Raw genomic sequence first — 24,314 nt, 5'->3', positions numbered from 1 at the left:
GGTGGACAGTGTTATTAGTCAGGGCACCCCTTGAAGAGGTTCATTTCGCTGGTGAGGGAAGACGTGAGCGACAACTCTGTAGTACTCAGCTACCACGGCGACGAGTACGAGTACCCGGTGGTGGACGCCACCGTCGGCAACGCAGGCTTCGACATCTCGAAGCTGCTCAGCCAGACCGGCCTGACCACGCTGGACAACGGCTTCGGCAACACCGCGGCCTGTAAATCGGCGATCACGTACATCGACGGCGACAAGGGGATCCTGCGCTACCGCGGCTACCCCATCGAGCAGCTCGCCGAGCAGGGCACCTTCCTGGAGACCGCGCACCTGCTGATCAAGGGCGAACTCCCGTCCGCCGCCGAGCTGACCGCGTTCCAGCGGGACGTGTCCCAGCACACCCTGCTGCACGAGGACGTCAAGCGGTTCTACCAGGGCTTCCCGCGTGACGCGCACCCGATGGCGATGCTGTCCTCGGTGGTCAGCGCGCTGTCCACGTTCTACCAGGACAGCCACAACCCGTTCGACGCCGAGCAGCGCGACCTGTCGGCCATAAGGCTGATCGCCAAGCTGCCCACCATCGCGGCCTACGCCTTCAAGAAGGCCCAGGGCCACCCCTTCGTCTACCCGCGCAACGACCTCGGCTACGTCGAGAACTTCCTGCGGATGACCTTCGCGGTGCCGGCCGAGGACTACGAGCTGAACCCGGTCGTCGTCAGCGCCCTGGAGAAGCTGCTGATCCTGCACGCGGACCACGAGCAGAACTGCTCCACCTCCACGGTCCGCCTGGTGGGCTCCTCGCAGGCCAACCTGTTCGCCTCCATCTCGGCCGGCATCAACGCGCTCTGGGGCCCGCTGCACGGCGGTGCCAACCAGGCCGTGCTGGAGATGCTCACCGCGATCAAGAACGACGGCGGCGACGTCGACGCCTTCATCCGCAAGGTGAAGAACAAGGAAGACGGCGTGAAGCTGATGGGCTTCGGGCACCGCGTCTACAAGAGCTTCGACCCGCGCGCCCAGATCATCAAGAGCGCCGCCCACGACGTCCTGGCCCAGCTGGGCAAGGCCGACGAGCTGCTGGACATCGCGCTGAAGCTGGAGGAGCACGCGCTCACCGACGACTACTTCGTCTCGCGCAAGCTCTACCCCAACGTGGACTTCTACACCGGCCTGATCTACCGCGCGATGGGCTTCCCGACCAGCATGTTCACCGTGCTGTTCGCCATGGGCCGACTGCCGGGCTGGATCGCCCACTGGCAGGAGATGATCACGGACCCGACCAACAAGATCGGCCGTCCGCGGCAGATCTACACCGGCATCGAGACCCGCGACTACGTCCCCGTCTCGGAGCGCTGAGCGCCCTCGGCAGGAACGTCGAGGCGCGCACGGCGCGGACCGTAGGGGGAGGCCGCTCAACCACCCCCCGGCCGCGCCGTGCGCCTGTCGGCCACCCAGCGACGGAGGCCGACGTACGGGGTCCGCCGGAACCCCGATTCACGTGTTGTAACACACAACAGGGGGCCGGAAGTTACGCCGGTCCCCTGTGACTCCGCTCTCATGGCGCAGAGTAGTGGTGATGTGACGTCAGAACGCCTCAGTCCCGCTGCCCCTGGAAGCTCCGCAGCCGCAGGCTGTTGCTCACCACGAACACCGAGGAGAAGGCCATGGCCGCTCCGGCGATCATGGGGTTGAGCAGGCCGAACGCGGCCAGCGGCAGTGCCGCCACGTTGTAGCCGAAGGCCCAGAACAGGTTCCCCTTGATGGTGCCGAGGGTCCGTCGGGACAGCCGGATGGCGTCCGCGGCGGCCCGCAGGTCGCCACGGACCAGAGTGAGGTCGGCCGCCTCGATGGCGGCGTCGGTGCCGGTGCCCATCGCCAGTCCGAGATCGGCCCGGGCAAGTGCGGCGGCGTCGTTCACCCCGTCGCCGACCATGGCCACGGTGCGGCCCTCGGCCTGGAGCCGGGCCACCACCGCGGCCTTGTCCTCCGGCAGCACCTCGGCGATCACCTGGTCCTGGTCGATGCCGACCTCGCGGGCCACGCTCGCCGCCACGGCCCGGTTGTCGCCGGTCAGCAGCACCGGCGTCAGCCCCAGCGCCCGGAGCCTGCGCACCGCCTCGGCACTGGTCGGCCGCACCGCGTCGGCGACCACCAGGACGGCCCGTACCGCTCCGTCCCAGCCCACGGTGACCGCGGTGAGGCCCGACCTCTCGGCGCTCTCCCTGGCGGCCAGCAGCGGCTCCGGCAGCGCACCGTCCCCGTGCACGAAGCCCTCCCGGCCGGCCAGCACCAGATGCCCCTGCACCACGCCCTGGACGCCCAGCCCGGGAGTGTTCCGGAAACCGTCGACCGGTGGCAGCACGCCGTCCGGTTCGGCGGCGGCCGCGGCATCCGCGACCGCCCGGGCGATCGGGTGCTCGGAGGCGTGCTCCAGCGCCCCGGCCAGCCGCAGCGCCTCCGCGCCGCTGACGCCCTCGACCGTGTGCACGGAGCGCAGCGCCATCTGACCGGTCGTCACCGTGCCGGTCTTGTCCAGCACCACGGTGTCCACGGCCCGGGTGGACTCCAGCACTTCGGGGCCCTTGATCAGGATGCCCAGCTGGGCACCGCGCCCGGTGCCCACCATCAGTGCGGTGGGGGTGGCCAGGCCCAGTGCGCAGGGGCAGGCGATGATCAGCACCGCCACCGCGGCGGTGAACGCCTCGGCCGCGTTGCCGCTGACGGCCAGCCAGCCGAGCAGCGTGGCCACGGCGATGGCCAGGACCACCGGCACGAACACGGCGGAGATCCGGTCGGCCAGCCGCTGGGCCGCGGCCTTGCCGTTCTGCGCCTCCTCGACCAGCTTGGCCATCCGGGCCAGCCGGGTGTCGGCGCCCACACCGGTGGCCCGGACCACCAGCCGTCCTCCGCAGTTGACGGTGGCTCCGGTGACCGGATCGCCCGGGGCGACCTCGGTGGGGACGGACTCCCCGGTCAGCAGCGAGGTGTCCACGGCCGAGCTGCCCTCGGCCACGACGCCGTCGGCGGCGATCTTCTCCCCGGGCCGGACCACCAGCAGGTCGCCGACGGCCAGCGCGGAGACCGGCACCCGTACCTCGCGGCCGTCGCGCAGCACCGCGGCGTCCTTGGCGCCCAGCGACAGCAGGGCGTGCAGCGCGGCGCCGGCCCGGCGCTTCGCCCTGGCCTCCAGGTAGCGGCCGAGCAGGATGAAGGCGGTGACCCCGGCCGCGGTCTCCAGGTAGAGCGTCGAGGAGGCGTCGCCCGCGCCGACCTCCAGGCTGAAGCCGTGGGTCATTCCCGGCATCCCGGCGGTGCCCAGGAACAGCGCCCAGGTGGACCAGCCGAAGGCGGCCAGGGTGCCGAGCGAGACCAGGGTGTCCATGGTCGCGGCGCCGTGGCGCAGATTGGTCCAGGCGGCGCGGTGGAACGGCCACCCCCCGTACGCCACCACCGGTCCGGTGAGCGCGAAGGAGAGCCACTGCCAGTTGCGGAACTGGAGCGCGGGGACCATGGCCAGCAGCACCACCGGCAGGCTGAGGGCGACGGTGACCAGCAGCCGCTGCCGCAGCGCGGCGAGCCCGTCCGGGGCGGCACCGGTGTCGCCGGTGTCGCCGGCCGGATCGGGCCCGGCCTCGGGCTCCGGCTGCGGGGCCTCGGCGGTGTAGCCGGTGCGCTCGACCGTGGCGATCAGGTCGTCCACGGCCAGACCGGGGGCGTAGCTGATGCTGGCCCGCTCGGTGGCGTAGTTGACGGTGGCCTCGACGCCGTCCATGCGGTTGAGCTTCTTCTCGATCCGCGCGGCGCAGGAGGCGCAGGTCATCCCACCGATGGACAGCTCGACCCGGGTGCGGGGAGCGTCGTCGGCGAGGGTTCGGGAGTCCGGCAGGCCTATGCCGGGCGTCGCGGTGCTCATGGTGCCCACTCTCCTCTCATGGGGTCCGGCCTCTCATGGGGTCCGGTCTCGCGGGATCGAGGCCCCGGGGCCTCGATCCCCGACCGGTGTTCAGGCCCGGCCGACCAGCTGGTAGCCCGCCTCGTCGACGGCGCTGCGCACGGCCTCGTCCTCCAGCGGCTGCTCGGAGGCGACGGTGACCGTGCCGGCCTTGGCGTCCGCGCTGACCTCGGTGACCCCGGGCAGGGCGCTGATCTCCTCGCTCACCGACTTCTCGCAGTGACCGCAGCTCATGCCCGAGACGGTGAAGACGGCAGTGGACATGTTGTTCCTCCATGAGTCGGTGCTGTGCTCTCTGACCTATCCAACACCATACCCCTAGGGGGTATTTCGACGCAGCGCTGGAAAGTTCGGAAATCCGGATCGGTCGCGGGCTTCCGGTACAGAGGGTAACCAGAGGGACACGATGTGACGGCTTCCGCCCCGGGAAACGCCGTCGGCCCGCCCCCGGGTGGGGACGGGCCGGGCGGGCTTGCGACGGAGGGTGACGGGGCGGACCGGGGGGCTCAGCCCAGCGGCAGCAGGTCGGGGCGCTTGGCCGAGACGGCGTCCCCGGAGGACTCGCCGCGGAGCCGGCGGCCGACCCAGGGGAGCAGGTGCTCGCGGGCCCAGTGCAGGTTCTCCCGGCGCAGTTCGGCCGGGGTGTGCAACGGGGTGGCCGGCCAGGGGGCGTCCGGGGCCTCGGCGGTGTCCAGGCCCAGGGCACGGGCGGCCAGCAGGGCGACCCGCTGGTGGCCCTCGGGGGAGAGGTGCAGCCGGTCCTCGCTCCAGGCCTGCCGGTCCCGCAGCGTCCGCAGTGCCCAGATGTCGGTGACCGCGAGGTCGTTGCGGTCGGCGATGGCGCGCAGATGGGCGTTGTAGGTGGCGATCTTGCCGCGCAGATGCTTGAGCACGGGGGTGTCGCGGGTGTCGAAGCCGGTGCAGATCAGCACGGTGCCGGCGGAGTCGCGCAGCCGCGCGGCGGCCGCCTCGAAGCGCTCGGCGACCTCGTCCGGGTCGCTGCCGGGCCGCAGGATGTCGTTGCCGCCGGCGGTGAAGCTGACCAGGTCGGGCTGCATCTGCTGGATCCGCGGCACCTGCTCCTCGACGATCTGGTCCAGCAGTCGGCCGCGCACCGCGAGGTTGGCGTAGCGGAAGTCGTAGGGACCCTCGGGGGTGCGCGGGCGGCCCTCGGCGAGCAGTCGGGCCAGCCGGTCGGCCCAACCGGCGAATCCGCCGTCCGGATCGGGGTCGTTGAGGCCTTCGGTGAAGCTGTCCCCGAGGGCGACGTAGGAAGTGAACGCGGGAGTCTCAGTCTGCGCAGCCATGCCGAAAATACTTCACCACCTCAAGTGACCTACGCCACCGTAGGTGTGGCTTGACGGTGGTGATAAGGACCACGTAAAGGGCGGGAATAGTCGAGAGGGGGTGAAGGAGCCGGATTTTCCGGCCTCCTGCCTGGTCGGGTGGGTGAACACTATGTCCGCGTTCATCCGATATTCAGGTAGATTCGCCGTGTGACAGGGGATCAGCCCGACCGGGCCGAGCAGCGCGGCGACGTGGGGACCTATGCGCTCGGCTACGACGCGGCCGCGCTGCTCAAGGCCAGCCTGTGGAAGCGGCTGCTGGCCCCCTGCCTGGTGATGACGCTGGTCTCGGCGCTGGACATCCTGGCGGGCGACAACACCTACCTCGCCTCGCTGCTGTCCGTGGTCCCCCCGCTGGCCGCGCTGACGCTCTACCCGCTGGAACTGGTGCTGACCAGCGGTCTGGGCATGGCGCTGCTGGTGGCCCTGAGCCGCTACGACGGACTCGACCAGCCGTACGACCGGCGGCTCTTCTACGGCACCCTGGTCTCCTACCTCGCGCTGTCCGCCGCCAGCGTCTTCATCTCCTACTTCCGGATCGTCCGCACCCGGCACCTGGTCGCCATGAGCACCGTCGCCGAGGCCGCCCAACTCGCACTGCTGCGCCCGCCGGGGCCGACCGTCGGCGACATCCGGCTGGCTGCACGCTATGTCTCCGCGGCCGACTCGGCGAAGATCGGCGGGGACCTGTACGGGGTGCTGGACACCCCGTTCGGGGTGCGCGCGATCATCGGCGACGTGCGCGGCAAGGGGCTCGCCGCGGTGCAGTCCGCCGCCGTGGTGCTGGGCGCCTTCCGCGAGGCCGCGTACGACGAGGCGGAGCTGACCGGGGTGGCCCGGCGGCTGGAGGCCAGCGTGATGCGGCACGTGCCCTCCGGGGAGTTCATCACCGCGCTGCTGGTGGGCTTCGGCGAGCCCGACAGCGTCGAACTGCTGCACTGCGGGCACGTTCCGCCGCTGCTGGTGCCCGGGAGCGGCACCCCGCGGCTGCTCGACCCGCCGGATCCCTGGGTGCCGCTGGGGCTGGCCCACCTCGCCCCCGGCGGCCCGCGGCCGTGGACGGTGCCCTTCGTCAAGGGCGATGTGCTGGTGCTGTGCACCGACGGGGTGGTGGAGGCCCGGCACCGGGGCGCCGGTGCGTTCTACCCGCTGGCGGAGCGCGCCCCCGCGCTGGTGTCCGAGAGCGGCGCCGACGTGGAGGCGGCCGTCGCCCGCATCTACGCCGACCTGCTCCGGCACGCCGGCGGGTCGCTGCGGGACGACGCCGCGCTGCTGCTGCTGGCCAGGGACGCGCAGGCACTGCCGGCCGATCCGTCACCCGGACGGTCGGCGTCCGAGTGCGCGGGGGATCCCCCGGCCTGACACTTGGGCGACAGGCGATCAAGGAGGAGTCGACATGTTCCAGCTCATTTGGATCATCATCGTGGGCGCCGTGCTGGGCGTCCTGGCGAAGATGCTTCTCCCCGGCAAGCAGGCCATCCCGTTCTGGCTCACGGTGCTCTGCGGCATCGTCGGCGCGCTGCTCGGCAACCTGGTCGCCTCCTGGATCGGAGTCCGCCACACCAGCGGCATCGACTGGATCCGGCACCTGCTGCAACTGGTCGGCGCCCTGGTGGTGGTGGGTGCGGGGGCGACCTTCTGGCCCCAGGTCAGGTCCAAGAACTGACCCTGTGTTCCACCGGGTCCCCCGGCAGGCCGAGCGACGGTCTGCCGGGGGACCCCGCGCGCGGTTGCTGCGGAGGCGGGAATGCCGGAACACCTTAATCGTTGATGATGTCAAGTTGTTGCAGTACCCTCGACGGCATGAATCGCACCTCCGAGCCGTCCACCGCCGCCGTCCCGACCAAGGCGGACCTGATCGAGGAGTTCGCCGCCATCGGGGCCGCGTACTACCAGGACTTCGCCGCGGTCGCCGCGCGGCACGGGTTGACGTCGGTGCAGGCCAAGGCGCTCGCGGTGCTGGTGCGCCGGCCACTGCCGATGCGCGGGATCGCCGAGCAACTGGTCTGCGACGCGTCCAATGTGACCGGGCTCGTCGACCGGCTGGAGGCGCGGGGGCTGGTCCGCCGTGAGGTGGGGGCCAGCGACCGGCGGATCAAGATCGTGGTCGCCACGGACGCGGGTGAAGCCGCGATTCGCGCGGTGCGCGCGGACATGCAGGCTACGCATGAGGCGCTGGATCTGCTCAGCGAGGAGGAGCGGAGCGTGCTGCACGAGTTGCTGACGCGGTTGCGGCCGGTGCTGGAACAGAACGGCTGATCGTTCTCGGGTGCGGCGTCTGCATGGTTTGTCGCGCAGTTCCCCGCGCCCCTGAGGTTGTGCAACTGAGCCAGTTGCAGACCCCTAGGGGCGCGGGGAACTGCGCGAACGACCCGCTACGGTCCGCAGTCGAAAGTCCTACCTGAGGGCCTCGATGGCCTTCAGGATGCGCTGCTCGGAGACCGTGTAGGGGGTGCCGAGCGGCTGGGCCCACAGGCTGACGCGTAGTTCCTCGATCATCCAGCGGATCTGCAGCACGCCCTCCTCGTCGCGGCGGTCCGGCGGCAGCTGGGCCAGCAACTCGGCGTAGGCGTCCTGCATCCGGATCACCGCCACCGTGCGGTCCCGGTCCCGGTGCGGATCGTCCGGGAGCTTGACCAGCCGGCGTTCGATCGCCTTGAGGTAGCGCAGCAGGTCCGGCAGCCGGCGCTGGCCGGTCGCGGCGACGAAGCCGGGGTGGATCAGCTCGGTCAGCTGGGCCCTGACGTCGGTGAGGCCGGTGAGCACCGCCAGGCTGTTGCTGATGCCCTTCAGACGCTCCGTCACCCGGTGGTTCACTGCCAGGATGTTGGCGACCTTGACCACGGTGTCGGCGGTGACGTCGTAGAGCTCGGCGCGGACCGAGTCCCGCAGCCGCTTGTAGGACTCCTCGTCCCAGGCCGGGCCGCCCGCGTCGGCGATCAGCCGGTCCGCGGCGGCGGTCAGGCAGTCGGCGAACAGGGCCTCGGTGCTGCCGTGCGGATTGGCCGCCAGCGCCAGCTTGGCGCCGTTGCCCAGCCGCGACTGGATCGCGTTGACGGGGGAGTTCACCCCGAGCAACAGCAGCCTGCGGGTGCCGGCCAGCATCGCCCGCTGCTGGGCCCTGGGCGTGTCCAGCAGCCGTACCGACACCGAGTCGCCGTCGTCGACCAGGGCCGGGAAGCCCTTGACGGTCTGTGCGCCGCGCTTCTGCTCGAAGGTGTACGGCAGCTCGCCGATGGTCCAGTCGGTCAGCCCGCGCTTCTCCAGGCCGCCGGCGGCCTCGGCGATGGCGGCCTGGGTGCGGCTGCGCAGGTCGAGCTTGAGCGCCTCCAGGTCCTTGGACTCGGCCAGCTTGCGGTTCTTCTCGTCCACCACCCGGAAGGTGATCCGCAGGTGGTCCGGGACCGCCTCGTAGTTCCAGCTCTCCCGGGGCACCGGGATCCCGCGCAGTTCGTGCAGCTGCCACTCCAGCAGTTCCACCAGCGGCTTGTCCTCGGTGGAGGGGGTCGACGGGTCGAGCTTCGCCAGGCCGCGCATCAGGTGCTTGGCGTAGTCCGGGGCCGGTACGAAGTTGCGGCGCAGCGCCTTGGGGAGCGACCGGATCAGCGCGGTGACCAGGTCCTCGCGCAGGCCCGGGATCTGCCAGTCGAAGCCGGTCGGCCGCACCTGGTTGAGCAGGGTCAGCGGGATGTGGACGGTCACGCCGTCCGCCTCCGCGCCGGGCTCGAACTGGTAGGTGAGCGGCAGCGCGATGTCGCCCTGGTGCCAGACGGACGGGTAGTCCCGCTCGGTGACCGTCGCCGCGTTGTCGTTGACCAGCAGGTCCGGGGTGAAGGTCAGCAGGTCGGGGCGGGTGCGGTGGGTCTTCTTCCACCAGCTGTCGAAGTGCGCCCCGGACACCACCTCGGAGCCGATCCGCTGGTCGTAGAAGTCGAACAGGGTCTCCTCGTCGACCAGGATGTCCCGGCGGCGGGCCCGGTTCTCCAGCTCCTCGACCTCGTCCAGCAGCTTGCGGTTGTCGTGGAAGAAGCGGTGGTGGGTGCGCCACTCGCCCTCGACCAGGGCCCGGCGGATGAACAGCTCCCGGGAGAGCTCCGGATCGATGGAGCCGTAGCCGACCCGGCGCTGGGCGACCAGGGTCACCCCGTACAGGGTGACCTTCTCGAAGGCGACGACCTGGCCCCGGTCCTTCTCCCAGTGCGGTTCGCTGTAGCTGCGCTTGAGCAGATGGGCGGCCTGCTCCTCGATCCACTCGGGTTCGACCTTGGCAGCGATCCGGGCCCAGAGGCGGGAGGTCTCCACCAGCTCGGCGGCGATCACCCAGCGCGGGGTCTTCTTGAAGAGGGCGCTGCCGGGGAAGATCGCGAACTTGGCGCTGCGGGCGCCGAAGTACTCCTGCTTCTCGGCGTCCTTGAGGCCGATGTGGGAGAGCAGCCCGGCAAGCAGCGAGCGGTGCACCGCGTCGCCGTCCACCTCGTCGGCGGGGTGGCCCAGCTCGATCTCCAGCGACCTGGCCACCTGGCGCAGTTGCGCGTCGATGTCCTGCCACTCGCGTATCCGCAGGTAGTTCAGGAACTCCGACTTGCACATCCGGCGGAACTGGCTGGAGGACAGAGCCTTCTGCTGGTCCTTCAGATAGCGCCAGAGGTTGAGGTAGGTGAGGAAGTCCGAGGTCGGGTCGGTGAACCGGGCGTGCAGCTGGTCGGCGTGCGCCCGCTTCTCCACCGGGCGCTCGCGCGGGTCCTGGATGGACAGCGCCGCGGTGATCACCATGACCTCGCGGACCACGCCGTGCTTCTCGGCCTCCAGCACCATCCGGGCCAGCCGGGGGTCCACCGGCAGCGCGGAGAGCTTGCGGCCGACCGGGGTGAGGGTGTTGACCCTGCCGCTGGTCTGCAGCGCGCCCAGCTCCTGGAGCAGGTCCACGCCGTCCTTGATGTTGCGCCGGTCCGGCGGCTCCAGGAACGGGAAGGCGCCGATGTCGCCCAGACCGGCCGCGGTCATCTGCAGGATGACCGAGGCGAGGTTGGTACGCAGGATCTCCGGGTCGGTGAACTCGGGGCGGGAGAGGAAGTCCTCCTCCGAGTACAGCCGGATGCAGATGCCGTCCGAGGTGCGGCCGCAGCGGCCCTTGCGCTGGTTGGCGCTGGCCTGTGAGACCGCCTCGATGGGCAGTCGCTGGACCTTGGTGCGGTGGCTGTAGCGGGAGATGCGGGCGGTGCCGGGGTCGATCACGTAGCGGATGCCGGGGACGGTGAGCGAGGTCTCGGCGACATTGGTGGCCAGCACGATGCGGCGGCCGTTGTGCGGCTGGAAGACGCGGTGCTGCTCGGCGGAGGAGAGCCGGGCGTAGAGCGGCACGATCTCGGTGAACCTGAGGTTCTGCTTCTCCAGCGCGTCGGCGGTGTCGCGGATCTCACGCTCGCCGGAGAGGAACACCAGGATGTCGCCCTGGCCCTCGCGGCCGAGCTCGTCGACGGCGTCGCAGATCGCCTGGACCTGGTCGCGGTCGCGGTCCGGGCCGTCCTCGGTCTCCTCGTCGCCCTCCTCGATCACCGGGCGGTAGCGGACCTCGACCGGGTAGGTGCGGCCGGAGACCTCGATGATCGGGGCGTCCTCGCCGCTACGGGGGTCGGCGAAGTGGCGGGCGAAGCGCTCCGGGTCGATCGTCGCCGAGGTGATGACCAGCTTGAGGTCGGGGCGCTTGGGCAGCAGCTGCTTGAGGTAGCCGAGGATGAAGTCGATGTTGAGGCTGCGCTCGTGCGCCTCGTCGATGATCAGGGTGTCGTACTGGCGCAGCAGCCGGTCGTTCTGGATCTCGGCGAGCAGGATGCCGTCGGTCATCACCTTGACCGCGGTCTCGGGTCCGACCTGGTCGGTGAAGCGGACCTTCCAGCCGACGGTCCGGCCCAGCTCGGTGCCCAGCTCCTCGGCCACGCGTTCGGCGACGGTGCGGGCGGCGATCCGGCGCGGCTGGGTGTGGCCGATCAGGCCGCGGACGCCGCGGCCCAGTTCCAGGCAGATCTTGGGGATCTGGGTGGTCTTCCCGGAGCCGGTCTCACCGGCGATGATCACGACCTGGTTGTCCCTGATCGCTTCGAGGATGTCCTCGCGGCGGGCGCTGACCGGCAGTGACTCGGGGTAGGTCGGCGTCGGCACCGAGGCCCGGCGGTTGGCGACACGCAGTTCGGCGGCCTCGATCTCGGCGGCCACGGCGGCCTGGGCGCGTTCGCGCTTCTCGGGCTCTCGCTGCTTGCGCAGGCTCTCCAGCCGGCGGCCGAGCCGCTCCTCGTCGCGCAGGGTCAGCGCGGGGAGCTTGGCGATCAGTTCGGCGAGCGTGCCGGTGGCCGGCGCGGCGTCCCCGCGCGGGGCGTCGGCGCTCCGGCGCGGGGTCCGGGGCTCCCGGCGTGGAGCATCGCTCTCCCCGCGGGCGGCACCGCCCTCCCTGCGCTGGGCGTTCCCGCCCTCCCTGCGCTGGGCGTTTCCGCCCTCGCTCCGGCGCCCGCCACCGCGCGAGCGCCCGCCGCGGGGACGGCGCGCGGGGGTGGCCGCGTCCGTGTCCGCGGGCGCGGCCACAGGCGCGTTCGGGGAGGTGCTCGCGGGGGTGTCGGGATGTGCGGAATCGCCGGCCGGAGCGGCGGTGGAGGGGGCGACTGCGGAGGAGTCGACGGCGGCGGAGCTCTGCGGGGTACCCATTGCGCCCTCCAGCCTACGCAAGCGGCCCCCTCACCTGTCGACCCGATATCGCCGCAGCCCGTCCGGGTCCTGCTCCGCGCGGGTGAAGCCGCTGCGGGCCAGCACCCGTTGAGAGGCCGTGTTCTCCGGCGTGGTGAGGGCCAGCACGCTGCGGACGGCGGGGTGGGCGAAGGCGAAGGAGGTGAGCGCGTGCACGGCCTCGGTGGCGTGCCCGGCGCCGCGGGCCTCCGGGACCAGGTCGTAGCCGATCTCCACGGTCCCGTCCGCGCCGGGCGGTCCATGGAAGCCGATGCTGCCGATGGCGTGTCCGTCCTCGCGCCGGATGATCGCGTAGAGGCCCCAGGGCGGACGGTGCCAGCCGACCTCGTCGGCCCGGGCGACCGCGCCCGCCATCGCCCTGGTCCCCTCGCCCGGCCCCTGCCCGAGCCACCACCATCCGCCGCCGCCCCCGTAGGCGAGGTCCAGCGCCGCGGTGGGGCTGACGGCGGGGAGGTGAAGTCGCAGGGTGCTGATCACCCGACCCAGTATGGTCCGTGCCCGGACCCGGTACGGGTCGTGCAGGTCGGCCCCGGTACGGGTGGTGCCGGTCAGTCGCCGTTGACGCGGAGCAGCAGCTTGCCGGTGCTGCTGCGGCTCTCGACCAGGCGGTGCGCCTCGGCGGCCTGCTCCAGCGGGAACTCGGCGGTGACCGGGAGCCGGACGCCGTCCGCCGCGGCGAGGCCGAAGGCGGTCTCGGTGAGGTCGCGCAGGGCCTGCGGGTCGGCGGCGGCCAGGCCCAGGATGCTGAACGCGGAGACCGACAGCGCCTTGGCGGCGAGGTCGGCGAAGCCGGCGCTCCAGGGCGCGGCGTCGCCGGCGTTGCCGTAGGAGACGGCCCTTCCGTAGCGGGCGAGCGAGGCGCCGCCGCGCCGCCAGGTGTCGCCGCCGACCGGGTCGAGCAGCAGGTCGACGCCGCGTCCGCCGGTGGCACGGGCCACCTGCTCGTCGAAGTCGGCGCCGACGAAGACCTCGTCGTAGCCGAAGTCCAGGGCGTACTTGGCCTTGTCGGGGTGCGAGACCACGCCGTAGACCCTGGCCGCCCCGGCCAGCCTGGCAACCTGCCCGAGCGCCGTGCCGACACCACCGGCCGCGCCCTGGACCAGCACCGTCTCGCCGGCGCGGAGCCGTCCGGCCTGGTGCACCAGGGCGTAGGCGGTGGGCAGTACCGAGGGCAGGGTCGCGGCGTCGCGCAGACCGAGCCCGTCCGGGACGGCGAAGGTGCGGGCGGCATCGGCGACCACCGCCTCGGCGTAGCCGCCGGTGTCCAGCAGCGCGGCCACCTGCTGCCCCGGCCGGAAGCCGGTGACGCCCGCGCCGACGGCGCGGACCAGGCCGGACACCTCAAGACCCGGCACGAAGGGCAGGGCGGTGACCCGGTAGCCGACGGAACGGGCCTTGATCTCGGCGAAGTTGATCCCGGCGTAGGCGGTGTCGATGAGGACCTGCCCCGGTCCCGGTTCGGGCGCCGGAATCTCACGCAGGGTCAGGACCTCAGGTGCACCGAGCTGTTCTACGACGACTGCACGCATGGCATACCCCCGGAGGACGAACCAAAGTGTTCGATGATTTGCGAACACTGATGAGTGTACGCGTTTGATCGAACACTTCAAGCGAATGCGGTCAGTCCTCGTCGTCCGGGTCGTCGTCGCTGCCGCCCTTGGCATCGAGGTAGCTGACGGCCACATGGGTGTCCAGCGGGAAGTGCACCGGGGTCGCGCCGAACACCAGGCGCCGGGCCTCCTCGCCGGCCTCGGCCACGGCCGCCCGCACCGCGTCGGCGAGCTGCGCCGGAGTGTGCACGATCACCTCGTCGTGCTGGAAGAAGACCAGCCGCGGATGGTCGCCGGGGACGTCCACCGGGATCGCCGCCAGTCGCCGGCGCAGACCGGCGATCAGGGCCAGGGCCCAGTCGGCGGCGCTGGCCTGGATGACGAAGTTGCGGGTGAAGCGCCCCCGGGAGCGGGCGTCGCGTGCGGCACTGCCGCCGCTGCCGTCGGTGGCGGTTCCGAATCCGGTTCCGGTCCCGAATCCGGCTCCGGTTCCGTCTAGGTCGCCGTCGTCGGTGCTGAAGGCGCCCGCCGTCCGGTCCAGCCAGCCGGCCGACGGCGGCGGGCAGACCCGGCCGAGCCGGGAGTGGACCACCCCGCCCGCCTCGCCGGTCCGCGCCGCGGCCTCGACCAGGCCCATGGCCTGCGGGAAGCGCCGCCGCAGCACCGCGACCAGCTGGCCGGTCTCGCCCGTGGTCTGCCCGTACATCGCACCCAGCAGGCCCAGCTTGGCCCGGGCGCGGTCGCCCTTGAAGGCCTCGGCGGCCAGCCCGGCGTAGAGGTCCCCGGCGGCGCCGGCGCGGATCATGCCGGGGTCGTCGGACATGGCCGCCAGCACCCGGGGCTCCAGCTGGCCGGCGTCCGCGACCACCAGCCGCCAGCCCGGGTCGGCGACCACCGCGCCGCGCAGGATGCGCGGGATCTGCAGCGCCCCGCCGCCCCGGCTGGCCCAGCGGCCCGACACCACGCCGCCGACCACGTACTCCGGACGGAACCGGCCGTCGCGGACCCAGGCCTCGCGCCAGGCCCAGCCGTGCGCGGCGTGGATCCTGGACAGCTCCTTGTAGCGCAGCAGCAGCGGCGCGGCCGGGTGGTCCAGCTCGCGCAGCACCCAGTTGCGGGTGGAGGTCAGGCTGACGCCCTGTTCGGCGAAGGCCCGCAGCACCTGGCCCGGCGAGTCGGGGTTGAAGGGCTTGCCGCCGAAGAGCCGGTGTCCGCCGAGGGCCTCGTACAGGTCCTGGGCGAGCGCTGCCAGCTTGGCCGGCTGGGCCCCGCCGCGCGGGCGCGGACCCAGCAGGTCGTACAGCAGGTCGTCATGGACCCGGGCGCTCCAGGGCAGCCCGTCGAAACCCATCTCGGCCGCGACCAGGCCGCCCGCGGACTCGGCGGCGCAGAGCAGCCGGGTGCGGCCGGGGTCGGCGCTCGCGGCGATCCGGCGCTGCTGCTCGGCGTGCACGGCGACCAGGGCCTGCAGCGGGTCCGTGCCCGGGGGCAGCCGGGTGCGGTCCGGGGCGAACAGCGAGTCCTGGTCGCCGTCGGAGGCGGCCGGTCCCTCCGGCAGGTCGGCCGGGACCGGCAGTCCGTGCAGCCGGGCCCAGGCCGCGCCGAGGGAGCGCGGCTGCCCGTAGCGGTCCTCCTGGCCGAGCAGCAGCGGCTCGACCAGTTTCACGTCGTGGCAGCGGGCCAGTCGGCCCCCCGGCAGCCGGCGGTCCACCGGCTGACCCTTCGCCAGCCGGGGCAGCAGCCGTCCGTACACCTCGTCCGTCGCGGCCCAGACCCAGCGGGGGGAGTCGGTCGCCTCCAGGTCGGCCATCGCGGCGGCGAGGTCCGGTACCCGCGTCGGACCGGCCAGCGGGGTCCCGCTCTCGTCCAGCGGCTGCAGCCGACCGCCGGGGCCGTCCTGGTCCGCCGCCACCGCGACCCGCTGCGCCGCCACCTGCCGTCCTTTCGTCACGCCCGCCCGGTCGTCGTCCGCCCGTCATGTCGTCATCACGTCGTCTGCGGAACGTACCACCGGGTACTGACAGGACCGGGGCCCGGCAGCGGACGCCACGTCAGTTCCGCCGCCAGTCAATGCGGACATATAGTACATATGGTCACTTAGGGTCTTTGTGGGCGCTCAGGCAAGCTGCCCGATTCGACTCCCCTAAGGCGGCCGCATCCATGGTGGACTGGCTCACAGACCACATCTTCAAGCCCTATCCAGAGCTGCTGATCTTCCTCACGGTGGCGCTCGGATTCCTGGTCGGGAAACTCCGCTGGAAGGCGATCGGCCTCGGAGCCGTCACCGGCTGCCTGATCGCCGGACTGTTCACCGGCTGGGCGACCAATGTGAGTGTGAACTCGACCGTCAAGGCGGTCTTCTTCATCATGTTCCTGTTCGCCCTGGGCTACAAAGTCGGGCCGCAGTTCTTCCGCGGGCTGAAGAAGGACGGGCTGCCGCAGGTCGTGACCGCGGTCGTGATGTGCGTCACCGGCCTGCTGGTCTGCTACGGCTTCGCCAAGATGCTCGGCTACGGCACCGGCCTGGGCGCCGGACTGCTCGGCGGCGCGCTCACCCAGTCGGCGGTCATCGGCGTGGCCCAGGACGCCATCGGCAACCTGCCCGGGCTGAGCCACACTCAGATCACCGACCAGCAGAACCTGGTACCGGTCGCCTATGCGGTGACCTACCCGCTCGGTACCATCCTCTGCGCCATCCTCTGCGCCAACATCTTCCCGCGGATGCTGCGGACCGACATGAAGCGCGACAGTGCGATCCTCGCCAAGGAGCTGGACGTGCCCAGCGAGGACCCGGACCTGGGCGCGGGCTACTACGAGGTGGTCCTGCGCGCCTTCAACGTGGACGCCGCGTTCCTGGTCGGCCGTACCGTCGAGGACTTCGAGCAGCAGCAGCAGGCGCTCGGCCGCCGCATCTACATCACCCGGATCCGCAGGGACGGCCAGATCCTGGACCACGACCAGCGGACCGTCGTCCGGCAGGGCGACATCCTCGCGGTGAGCGCGCTGCGGCACGACCTGGTGGAGTTCGACGCCCGGGTGCACATCGGGTTCGAGGCGGACGACATCGAACTGCTCGGCTACCAGACCGAATCGCTGCACGTGGTGGTCTCCGAGCAGGGGACGATCGGCAAGACGGTCGCACAGCTGCGGGCCGAGCCGGTGATGGTCGGCGTCTTCATCGACCGGATCTACCGCTCCGGCGCGGAGTTCCCGTACCGGCTGTCCACCACCATCGACCGGGGCGACACGCTGGTCCTCAGCGGTCCCAAGCGGCTGGTCGACCCGGCCGGGGAGGCCATCGGCAAGCCGGTGCCGACCAGCTTCGCCACCGACATGATCTGGGTCGGCCTCGGCATCTTCCTCGGCGGCTGCATCGGGATCCCGGCGCTCACCATGGGCGGGGTGCCGATCAGCCTGTCCACCTCCGGTGGTGCGCTGATCATGGGTCTGGTGTTCGGCTGGATCCGCGGCCGCTACCCCACCTACGGCAATGTGCCGCCGGGCGCGCAGTGGTTCATGGACACCCTCGGGCTGTGCATGTTCGTCGCCATCGTCGGCATCAACGCGGGGCCCGGCTTCTCCAGCGGCCTCGCCAGCGCCGGCTGGGGGCTGCTGATCTGGGGTGCGGTGGCCACGGTGGTGCCGCTGTTCGTCGGGGTCGCGGTGGGGCACTACGTGTTCAAGATCCGTACGCCGATCCTGATGGGCGTGGTGGCCGGCGGTCAGACCACCACCGCGGCCATCGGTGCCACCAACGAGGCCGCGGGCAACCAGGTCCCGGTCCTCGGCTACACCATCCCCTACGCCGTGGCCAATGTGCTGCTGACGATCTGGGGCGCGATCATCGTCGCCCTGCTGGCCTGATCCGACCCGATCTGACCCGACCCGATCTGACTCGACCTGAGTCGATCCGATCTGACTCGACCCGACCTCGCCGAATACCCTCCGATCCTTCCTGGAGTTCCCTGTGCCCAAGTCCAGCGTCACCCGCGAGGAGATGCACCGCCTCGCCACGCTCAGTCCGTTCGAGCTCAAGGGCGAGTTCATCGCGCTCGCCGAGAAGTACCAGGCCGACCAGCCCAGGCAGAAGGAGCGCAGCACCCGGGCGATGCTCAACGCCGGGCGCGGCAACCCCAACTGGGTCGCCACCGGTCCGCGCGAGGCCTACTTCGCCCTGGGCGCCTTCGCGCTGGCCGAGAGCCGCCGGGTCTGGACCGCGGACAACCTCGGCGGCATGCCCGAGATGAAGGGCGTCGCCGCCCGATTCGACGCCTTCGCCGCATCGCACCCGGAGCTCCCCGGGATCGCCCTGCTCAAGGACTGCGTCGACCTCGCCACCGAGCGCTTCGGCCTGGACCGGGACGGCTGGCTGCACGAGCTCACCGACGGCATCATCGGCGACAACTACCCGGTGCCCGACCGGATGCTGGTGAACGCCGAGCAGATCGTCCGCGGCTACCTGCAGGAGGAGCTGATGGACTCCCGGCCGCCGGCCGGGGCGCAGCTCGACCTGTTCGCCACCGAGGGCGGCACCGCCGCCATGTGCTACATCTTCGACTCGCTGCTGAAGAACGGCGTGCTGAAGAAGGGCGACCGGATCGCGCTGATGGTGCCGGTGTTCACCCCCTACATCGAGATCCCCGAGCTCGACACCTACGAGTTCGACGTGGTGAAGGTGGAGGCGTCCAACTTCTCCGAGACCGGTGTCCGGGAGTGGCGCTACCCGGAGGAGGAGGTGGCCAAGCTGGCCGACCCGTCGGTCCGGCTGGTCTGCCTGGTCAACCCCAGCAACCCGCCGTCGCTGGCGCTGTCCCAGCGGGTGATGAGCCAGATCAAGGGCATCGTGGAGACCAGCAACCCGGGCCTGCTGATCGTCACCGACGACGTCTACGGCACCTTCGTCGACGGCTTCCGCACCATCGCCGCCGAGCTGCCGCGCAACACCCTGCTGGTCTACTCGTACTCCAAGCACTACGGCTGCACCGGGCACCGGCTGGGCGTCATCGGGCTGGACCGGGACAACGTCATCGACGAGCAGATCGCCGCGCTGCCGGAGGCCGAGCGGGAGCGGCTGCGGAAGCGCTACGGGACGCTCACCCTGGAGCCCGACAAGATCCGCTTCATCGACCGGCTGGTGGCCGACTCGCGCCAGGTCGCGCTCAACCACACCGCCGGGCTGAGCCTGCCGCAGCAGGTGCAGATGACGCTGTTCTCGCTGTTCGCCCTGCTGCCCGCGGGCAAGGAGTACAAGGCGAAGGTGCAGTCCATCGTGCGCCAGCGGCTGGAGCTGCTGCTGGAGGGCTCCGGGATGCGCATCTCCGACGACCCGCAGCGGGCCGGCTACTACATCGAGCTGGATCTGCTGGCCGAGGCCGAGCGGGTGTCCGGCAAGGCCTTCGCCGACTACCTGCTGGCCACCTATGAGCCGGTGGAGCCGCTGTTCCGGCTGGCCGAGCAGACCGGGGTGGTGCTGCTCAACGGCGGTGGCTTCGACGGTCCCGAGTGGTCGGTCCGGGTGTCGCTGGCCAACCTGGACGACCTGGACTACCTGAAGATCGGCCACCACCTGAAGGAGATCTTCGCCGACTACCGGGCGGAGTGGGAGGCTTCGGTGAAGCAGGGCTGACGGGTCGTCGGTCCTGCGGGGACGGGGTCGGCGGGGCGGGGCCAGCGGACGGGGCCAGTGGGACGGGGCGAGTGGGACGGGGCCGACGGCAGCGCGAAGTCGCGTTGCCGCCGGCACCGTCGTGGTGTCCGGTCGGGGTGGGGTCTGGTCACTCGTCGTCGAGGCGTACCGGCATCAGCAGGGAGAGGGAGCGGCCGTCCTCGCGGCCGTCCTCGGCGTCGGGGAGCCGGATCGCGAGCGGGGCGACCGGTCCGCCGAGCTCCAGGACCAGCTGGTCCCGGGCGGTGACGGCGAGGGCGTCCAGCAGGAACTCCCGGTTGACGGCGAAGTGGTCGGCGGGGCGGTCCTCCCTGCCGACGACGGTGAGGGCGCCGTCCGGCGAGACGCCGAGGACGGCGATGTCGAAGTCGCCGCCGTCCTGGTCGCGCCGGCCGCCGTGGACCTCGGCGGTGGCCAGCGCGGCGCGCAGGGCGGGCACGTCCACCGGGACCCGGCGGCCCGGGGCCAGCCGGACCAGCCGGCGGTAGTCGGGGAAGTCGTGCTCCAGCACCGATCCACCGGCCTGGCTGCCGCCGGCTTCCAGGGAGATCCGGTCCAGGTCGAGGGTCAGCACCGCCTCGCCCCCGGAGCCGAGCAGTGCGCGGACGGCGTCGACCAGGGCGGCCGGCACCAGGACCTGCCGTGCCACCGGGGCTGAGCGGGCGTCAAGAGGCAGCTGGGACAGGGCGAGTCGGTAGCGGTCGGTGGCCACCAGGCGCAGGGTCCGGTCCTCCGGGTCCACGTCGAAGCAGACCCCGCCGAGCATCGGCAGTTCGGGATCGGTGCTCACCGCGAAGCGGACGGTGTCCAGGGCGGCTGCGAGCGCCTCGGCCTCCAGGGTCAGTCGTACGGGGGCGGTGTCTGCGGTCTCGGGCATCTGGTGCTCCCTCAGAGCGAGTAGGTCTCGGACTGTGGAGAGCTCACGGCGGGCGTCGTCCAGGCCGTCCTGCAGCCGGAGCAGATGCGCGTCGAGCAGCTTGCCGACCAGGGCGGTGTCCTGGCCAGCCCAGCCGGCGAGGATCAGTCTCAGGTCCGCCAGGGGCATGCCGACCCGGCGCAGCCGTGCCAGCAGCCGGGCCTCGGTGCGCTGGTCGGAGCCGTACCACCGGTAGCCGCTGCCTGGATCGACCTGGACCGGCAGCAGGATCCCCGCTCCGTCGTAGAACCGCAGGGCGCTGACGGTCAGTCCGCTGGCCCTGGCCAGCTCGCCGATGCTGAGCAGTTGCTGTCCGGGGTCGTCCCTTGTCTCGTTCGCTGTGCTCTCCACAGCGGTGACTCTGCTGGCTCGACCAGGTCGAGGGTCAAGCGGCGGCATCGGGGGCATCGGCGACGTTGGTGGCATCGGCGACCGGTCGACTCGGCGCGGCCGGGTCAGCGGGTCGGGGACAGGCCGAGGCCGGCGCCCGGGGCGGGGGCCCTGCGGATGATCACGGCCCCGCGCGGGGCGGTGATCCGCAGCCAGGCCGGGTGCCGGTGCAGGGCGACGGTCCTGGACTGCCGGAGCAAGCCGACCAGGTGGGCGGCGTGCACGGCGCGCATGGTCAGCCCGCTGGGGTGGACCTGACGGGACCAGATGGACTCGGCCAGGGCGTCCGGGTCGGCCCCCTCCTGGCGGAACTCGGTGATCGCCGCCTGGACGGCGGCGTCCAGCAGCGCGGTGTCGAGGTCGGCGACATGCTCCCAGGAGGTGCGCGGCGGCAGCAGCCCGGCCCAGGAGGGGCCGGTGACCGGCGGCGGCAGCACCAGGTCGGCCGCGTTCTCGCCGCCCTCGGCATGCTCGGCGATGCCGTCCAGCAACTGACCGGCCGAGACGGTGGCGTCCAGGGACTGCGGCTGGGGCTGGGGCTGCGACTGAGTCTGCAGCTGCGACTGCGACTGCGTCGCCAGCGGTGCGGTTCGGACCACCAGCGGTCCGTTCTCGCCGAGCGGCAGCCTGCCGAAGACGGCCAGTGCCCCGTTCGCGGTCTGCAGCCGGACGACGGCGGCCTTGTCGTACCGGAGCAGCCTGCTGAGGAAGGCGCCCAGGGCGGGTGCCTCCCGGGGGTCGGCGAACCGGATCGCAGTCACTGTGGTCACGCGGCTACCGCTGCGGTTTCCAGGTAGTCGAGGAGGAAGGCGCGTTCACCGGGGGTGAGCCGGCGCGGCCGGGCCGCCGCCAGGTCGTAGGGGACCACGACCGTGGAAGCCCTGACGTAGACCATGTCCGCGTCCTTGATCTCGTAGGCGACCGTGAACGAGGCGTGGCCGAGCTTGGTCAGCCAGGTCTCGATGGTGACCGGCTCCGGCCGGTAGACCAGCGGACGCAGGTAGTCGACCTCGTGCCGCGCCACAACGGAGCCCTCGGAGAAGGCCTTCTCGCCCGCCTCGCCGGCGTTGGTGAAGGTGAAGTCGATCCGCGCCTCCTCGAGGTAGCGCAGAAAGACCACGTTGTTGACGTGTCCGAACGCGTCCATGTCGGACCAGCGCAGCGGACAGGCATATATGTGGCGGGGCACGGGGGTCTCCAGAGCGGGAGGGGAGGCGCCGGGGCGGGACGGGCTCGATACTGCCAAGTCCAAGCCTGCCCCGGCGGTGTTGCGGGTGGGTGTCGCCGGAGTCAGCCTCGGGTGAGCTTCTTGTAGGTGGCACGGTGCGGACGGGCCGCGTCGGCACCCAGGCGATCGATCTTGTTCTTCTCGTAGGACTCGAAGTTGCCCTCGAACCAGTACCACTTGGAGTCGCCCTCGTAGGCGAGGATGTGGGTGGCGACCCGGTCCAGGAACCACCGGTCGTGGGAGATGACCACGGCGCAGCCGGGGAACTCCAGCAGCGCGTTCTCCAGCGAGCCGAGGGTCTCCACGTCCAGGTCGTTGGTGGGCTCGTCGAGCAGCAGCAGGTTCCCGCCGACCTTGAGCGTCAGCGCCAGGTTGAGCCGGTTGCGCTCACCGCCGGAGAGGATGCCCGCGGGCTTCTGCTGGTCCGGGCCCTTGAAGCCGAAGGCCGAGACATAGGCCCGGGACGGCATCTCGACCTGGCCGACGTTGATGTAGTCCAGCTCGTCGGAGACGACGGCCCACAGCGTCTTCTTGGGGTCGATGTTGGCGCGGCTCTGGTCGACGTAGGAGACCTTGACGGTCTCGCCGATGCGGACCGTGCCCGAGTCGGGCTGCTCCATCCCGAGCAGCATCTTGAACAGCGTGGTCTTGCCGGCGCCGTTCGGACCGATGATGCCGACGATGCCGTTGCGGGGCAGGGTGAAGCTCAGGTCGTCGACGAGCATCTTGTCACCGAACGACTTGGAGAGGTTGTTGACCTCCACCACGACGCTGCCCAGACGCGGGCCCGGCGGGATCTGGATCTCCTCGAAGTCCAGCTTCCGCATCTTGTCCGCCTCGGCCGCCATCTCCTCGTAGCGGGCCAGACGGGCCTTGGACTTGGCCTGACGGCCCTTGGCGTTGGAGCGGACCCACTCCAACTCCTCCTTGAGGCGCTTGGCGCGCTTCGCGTCCTTCTGGCCCTCGACCTTGAGGCGGGTGGCCTTGGTCTCCAGGTAGGTGGAGTAGTTGCCCTCGTAGGGGAAGGCCCGGCCGCGGTCCAGCTCCAGGATCCACTCGGCGACGTTGTCGAGGAAGTACCGGTCGTGGGTGACCGCGACGACGGTGCCGGCGTACTTCTCCAGGTGCTGCTCCAGCCACGCGACGGACTCGGCGTCCAGGTGGTTGGTGGGCTCGTCGAGCAGCAGCAGGTCGGGGGCCTCCAGCAGCAGTTTGCAGAGCGCGACGCGGCGCTTCTCACCACCGGAGAGGTTGTTCACCGGCCAGTCGCCGGGCGGGCAGCCCAGGGCGTCCATGGCCTGCTCCAGTTGGGCGTCCAGGTCCCAGGCGTTGGCGTGGTCGAGCTCCTCCTGGAGCGTGCCCATCTCCTCGAGCAGCGCGTCCGAGTAGTCGGTCGCCATCAGCTCGGCGATCTCGTTGAAGCGGTCCAGCTTCCCCTTGACCTCGCGGACGCCGTCCTCGACGTTCTCCAGGACGGTCTTGCTCTCGTCCAGCGGGGGCTCCTGCAGCAGCATGCCGACGCTGTAGCCGGGGGACAGGAAGGCGTCGCCGTTGGACGGCTGCTCCAGCCCGGCCATGATCTTCAGCACGGTGGACTTGCCCGCGCCGTTGGGGCCCACGACGCCGATCTTCGCGCCAGGCAGGAAGCTGAGCGTCACGTCGTCAAGGATGACCTTGTCGCCGTGAGCCTTCCGTGCCTTGCGCATGGTGTAGATGTACTCAGCCAAGGTGAACCGTCCGGCGTCGTAGGGGGTTGGTTTACAGCCTTCCATTGTGCCGCACCCGGGGCGGGGCCCCGAACCCCGGTGAGGCAGGGCTCACACTCCCCGCTCGCCGCTCCCCGGGGGAGCGGCGCCGACTAGTACGGGGGCGGAGGCGGTGGCGGTGGCGGTGTTCGACGGAGTGGCGGCCGTCGGGCGCGGATCAGCTGCGATGCCGGCGCCGGGGGCGTCCTCGACCGGCTCGGTCGTCCGCGTCGAGGCCTTGGCCACCAGCTCGGGTCGCCCGCGCACGGCGCGCCGGAAGGCCGAGGTGCCCCGCGAGAGGTCGTGCCCGATCGCCGTGGCCTCGATCTCGGCGGCGTACCCCCGGGGCTTCCCCTCCCCGTTGTCCCACTCCCGGACCCGCATCCGCCCCGTCACCAGCAGCGGATCACCCCGGCCGACCGAGGCCAGCACGTTCTCGGCCAACCATCTCCAGGACCAGACCGTATAGAAACTGGTGTCCCCGTCCACCCAGACCTCTCGCTGCTTGTCGAACCGCCGGTCCGTGGCTGCCAGCCGGAAGCTCGCCACCGGCACCCCGCTCGCCGTCGTCGCGTACCGCACCTCCGAGGCCACGTGCCCCACGACCGTCACCAAAGTGCTGTTCATCGCGCCCTACCCCTGTCCGTGAGCTGCTGTCCGGAACCAGCCTGGAGCAGAACGAGGCCCCGGAGCGGCGCCGGGCGCGGAGCTGTGGACAACTAGGGGGATGTGGAAAAGGCCCTCACTCGATCGGGTGTAGTTGGCGACCGGTGCCCCAGCGTGACGGCAG

General features: G+C 71.3%; 18 protein-coding genes. 6 read left to right on the top strand and 12 right to left on the bottom strand.

The window, feature by feature from the left end:
• Nucleotides 1-63 precede the first annotated feature (63 nt).
• Entirely contained in the window at nt 64-1,353 is a 1,290-nt protein-coding gene (locus ABUW04_RS34990) for a citrate synthase (protein ID WP_030250341.1), read from the top strand.
• 238 nt (nt 1,354-1,591) lie between these two features.
• On the opposite strand, the gene ABUW04_RS34985 is transcribed toward ABUW04_RS34990, so the two are convergent.
• The 3 genes from ABUW04_RS34985 to ABUW04_RS34975 all read right to left on the bottom strand — a co-directional run bounded on the left by ABUW04_RS34985 (nt 1,592) and on the right by ABUW04_RS34975 (nt 5,256).
• Nucleotides 1,592-3,910 carry a heavy metal translocating P-type ATPase gene (locus ABUW04_RS34985; RefSeq protein WP_380568450.1) on the bottom strand — a complete coding sequence of 773 codons (2,319 nt, stop codon included), beginning with the start codon at nt 3,908-3,910 and terminating at the stop codon, nt 1,592-1,594.
• Between the two features lie 90 nt (nt 3,911-4,000).
• Nucleotides 4,001-4,213: a heavy-metal-associated domain-containing protein gene (locus ABUW04_RS34980; protein ID WP_030250347.1), complete on the bottom strand. Its 213-nt coding sequence runs from the start codon at nt 4,211-4,213 to the stop codon at nt 4,001-4,003.
• 242 nt (nt 4,214-4,455) lie between these two features.
• Nucleotides 4,456-5,256 (bottom strand): SGNH/GDSL hydrolase family protein, encoded by an 801-nt coding sequence (locus ABUW04_RS34975; RefSeq protein WP_380568449.1) that lies wholly within the window; start codon nt 5,254-5,256, stop codon nt 4,456-4,458.
• A gap of 189 nt (nt 5,257-5,445) precedes the next feature.
• Here ABUW04_RS34975 and ABUW04_RS34970 point away from each other — a divergent pair, with 189 nt between their 5' ends.
• The 3 genes from ABUW04_RS34970 to ABUW04_RS34960 all read left to right on the top strand — a co-directional run bounded on the left by ABUW04_RS34970 (nt 5,446) and on the right by ABUW04_RS34960 (nt 7,554).
• Nucleotides 5,446-6,657 carry a PP2C family protein-serine/threonine phosphatase gene (locus tag ABUW04_RS34970; RefSeq protein ID WP_380568448.1) on the top strand — a complete coding sequence of 404 codons (1,212 nt, stop codon included), beginning with the start codon at nt 5,446-5,448 and terminating at the stop codon, nt 6,655-6,657.
• Between the two features lie 34 nt (nt 6,658-6,691).
• Nucleotides 6,692-6,961, top strand: a complete 270-nt coding sequence (locus tag ABUW04_RS34965; protein ID WP_030250352.1) for a GlsB/YeaQ/YmgE family stress response membrane protein — start codon at nt 6,692-6,694, stop codon at nt 6,959-6,961.
• Nucleotides 6,962-7,098: 137 nt separating this feature from the next.
• Nucleotides 7,099-7,554 carry a MarR family winged helix-turn-helix transcriptional regulator gene (locus tag ABUW04_RS34960; RefSeq protein WP_380568447.1) on the top strand — a complete coding sequence of 152 codons (456 nt, stop codon included), beginning with the start codon at nt 7,099-7,101 and terminating at the stop codon, nt 7,552-7,554.
• A gap of 138 nt (nt 7,555-7,692) precedes the next feature.
• Here ABUW04_RS34960 and hrpA read toward each other — a convergent pair whose 3' ends face one another.
• The 4 genes from hrpA to ABUW04_RS34940 form a co-directional block, all read right to left on the bottom strand.
• A complete protein-coding gene (hrpA, locus tag ABUW04_RS34955) occupies nt 7,693-11,991 on the bottom strand; it encodes an ATP-dependent RNA helicase HrpA (RefSeq protein ID WP_380568446.1) in 4,299 nt (1,432 codons plus the stop codon).
• Between the two features lie 30 nt (nt 11,992-12,021).
• Nucleotides 12,022-12,507, bottom strand: coding sequence for a GNAT family N-acetyltransferase (locus ABUW04_RS34950; protein ID WP_380568445.1), 486 nt, complete (start codon nt 12,505-12,507; stop codon nt 12,022-12,024).
• 71 nt (nt 12,508-12,578) lie between these two features.
• Entirely contained in the window at nt 12,579-13,559 is a 981-nt protein-coding gene (locus tag ABUW04_RS34945; protein ID WP_380568444.1) for a quinone oxidoreductase family protein, read from the bottom strand.
• Nucleotides 13,560-13,650: 91 nt separating this feature from the next.
• Nucleotides 13,651-15,531 (bottom strand): bifunctional 3'-5' exonuclease/DNA polymerase, encoded by a 1,881-nt coding sequence (locus ABUW04_RS34940; protein ID WP_380568443.1) that lies wholly within the window; start codon nt 15,529-15,531, stop codon nt 13,651-13,653.
• A 209-nt stretch (nt 15,532-15,740) separates the two neighbouring features.
• On the opposite strand from ABUW04_RS34940, the gene aspT reads away from it, so the two are divergent.
• Together aspT and ABUW04_RS34930 are read left to right on the top strand one after the other, a co-directional pair.
• A complete protein-coding gene (aspT, locus tag ABUW04_RS34935; RefSeq protein ID WP_380568442.1) occupies nt 15,741-17,444 on the top strand; it encodes an aspartate-alanine antiporter in 1,704 nt (567 codons plus the stop codon).
• Nucleotides 17,445-17,547: 103 nt separating this feature from the next.
• Entirely contained in the window at nt 17,548-19,206 is a 1,659-nt protein-coding gene (locus tag ABUW04_RS34930; RefSeq protein WP_380568440.1) for a bifunctional aspartate transaminase/aspartate 4-decarboxylase, read from the top strand.
• 148 nt (nt 19,207-19,354) lie between these two features.
• Here ABUW04_RS34930 and ABUW04_RS34925 read toward each other — a convergent pair whose 3' ends face one another.
• The 5 genes from ABUW04_RS34925 to ABUW04_RS34905 all read right to left on the bottom strand — a co-directional run bounded on the left by ABUW04_RS34925 (nt 19,355) and on the right by ABUW04_RS34905 (nt 24,151).
• A complete protein-coding gene (locus tag ABUW04_RS34925) occupies nt 19,355-20,512 on the bottom strand; it encodes a DNA polymerase III subunit beta family protein (protein ID WP_380568439.1) in 1,158 nt (385 codons plus the stop codon).
• Between the two features lie 104 nt (nt 20,513-20,616).
• The gene (locus ABUW04_RS34920) at nt 20,617-21,321 is read right to left on the bottom strand and encodes a hypothetical protein (RefSeq protein ID WP_380568438.1); all 705 of its coding nucleotides are present in this window, start codon (nt 21,319-21,321) and stop codon (nt 20,617-20,619) included.
• Nucleotides 21,318-21,740: an acyl-CoA thioesterase gene (locus ABUW04_RS34915; RefSeq protein ID WP_030250381.1), complete on the bottom strand. Its 423-nt coding sequence runs from the start codon at nt 21,738-21,740 to the stop codon at nt 21,318-21,320. Before ABUW04_RS34915 ends, ABUW04_RS34920 begins: the two co-directional genes overlap by 4 nt.
• A gap of 101 nt (nt 21,741-21,841) precedes the next feature.
• On the bottom strand, nt 21,842-23,506 hold the full coding sequence (gene ettA / locus ABUW04_RS34910; protein ID WP_380568437.1) for an energy-dependent translational throttle protein EttA: 1,665 nt from the start codon (nt 23,504-23,506) through the stop codon (nt 21,842-21,844).
• A gap of 90 nt (nt 23,507-23,596) precedes the next feature.
• A complete protein-coding gene (locus ABUW04_RS34905) occupies nt 23,597-24,151 on the bottom strand; it encodes a single-stranded DNA-binding protein (RefSeq protein WP_380568436.1) in 555 nt (184 codons plus the stop codon).
• Nucleotides 24,152-24,314 lie beyond the last annotated feature (163 nt).

It is taken from the genome of Streptacidiphilus jeojiensis, assembly GCF_042510965.1.
Classification (GTDB): Bacteria; Actinomycetota; Actinomycetes; order Streptomycetales; family Streptomycetaceae; genus Streptacidiphilus; species Streptacidiphilus jeojiensis.
Note: the sequence above shows the minus strand (reverse complement) of the source record. Positions and strands in the feature narration are given on the sequence as shown.

Bases quoted from the DNA above. Each gene is read 5' to 3' on its own strand.
- ABUW04_RS34945 (WP_380568444.1), bottom strand. From the start codon at position 13,559: ATGCGTGCAGTCGTCGTAGAACAGCTCGGTGCACCTGAGGTCCTGACC.
- ABUW04_RS34975 (WP_380568449.1), bottom strand. From the start codon at position 5,256: ATGGCTGCGCAGACTGAGACTCCCGCGTTCACTTCCTACGTCGCCCTC.
- ABUW04_RS34965 (WP_030250352.1), top strand. From the start codon at position 6,692: ATGTTCCAGCTCATTTGGATCATCATCGTGGGCGCCGTGCTGGGCGTC.
- aspT (WP_380568442.1), top strand. From the start codon at position 15,741: ATGGTGGACTGGCTCACAGACCACATCTTCAAGCCCTATCCAGAGCTG.
- ABUW04_RS34960 (WP_380568447.1), top strand. From the start codon at position 7,099: ATGAATCGCACCTCCGAGCCGTCCACCGCCGCCGTCCCGACCAAGGCG.
- ABUW04_RS34905 (WP_380568436.1), bottom strand. From the start codon at position 24,151: ATGAACAGCACTTTGGTGACGGTCGTGGGGCACGTGGCCTCGGAGGTG.
- ABUW04_RS34980 (WP_030250347.1), bottom strand. From the start codon at position 4,213: ATGTCCACTGCCGTCTTCACCGTCTCGGGCATGAGCTGCGGTCACTGC.
- ABUW04_RS34985 (WP_380568450.1), bottom strand. From the start codon at position 3,910: ATGAGCACCGCGACGCCCGGCATAGGCCTGCCGGACTCCCGAACCCTC.
- hrpA (WP_380568446.1), bottom strand. From the start codon at position 11,991: ATGGGTACCCCGCAGAGCTCCGCCGCCGTCGACTCCTCCGCAGTCGCC.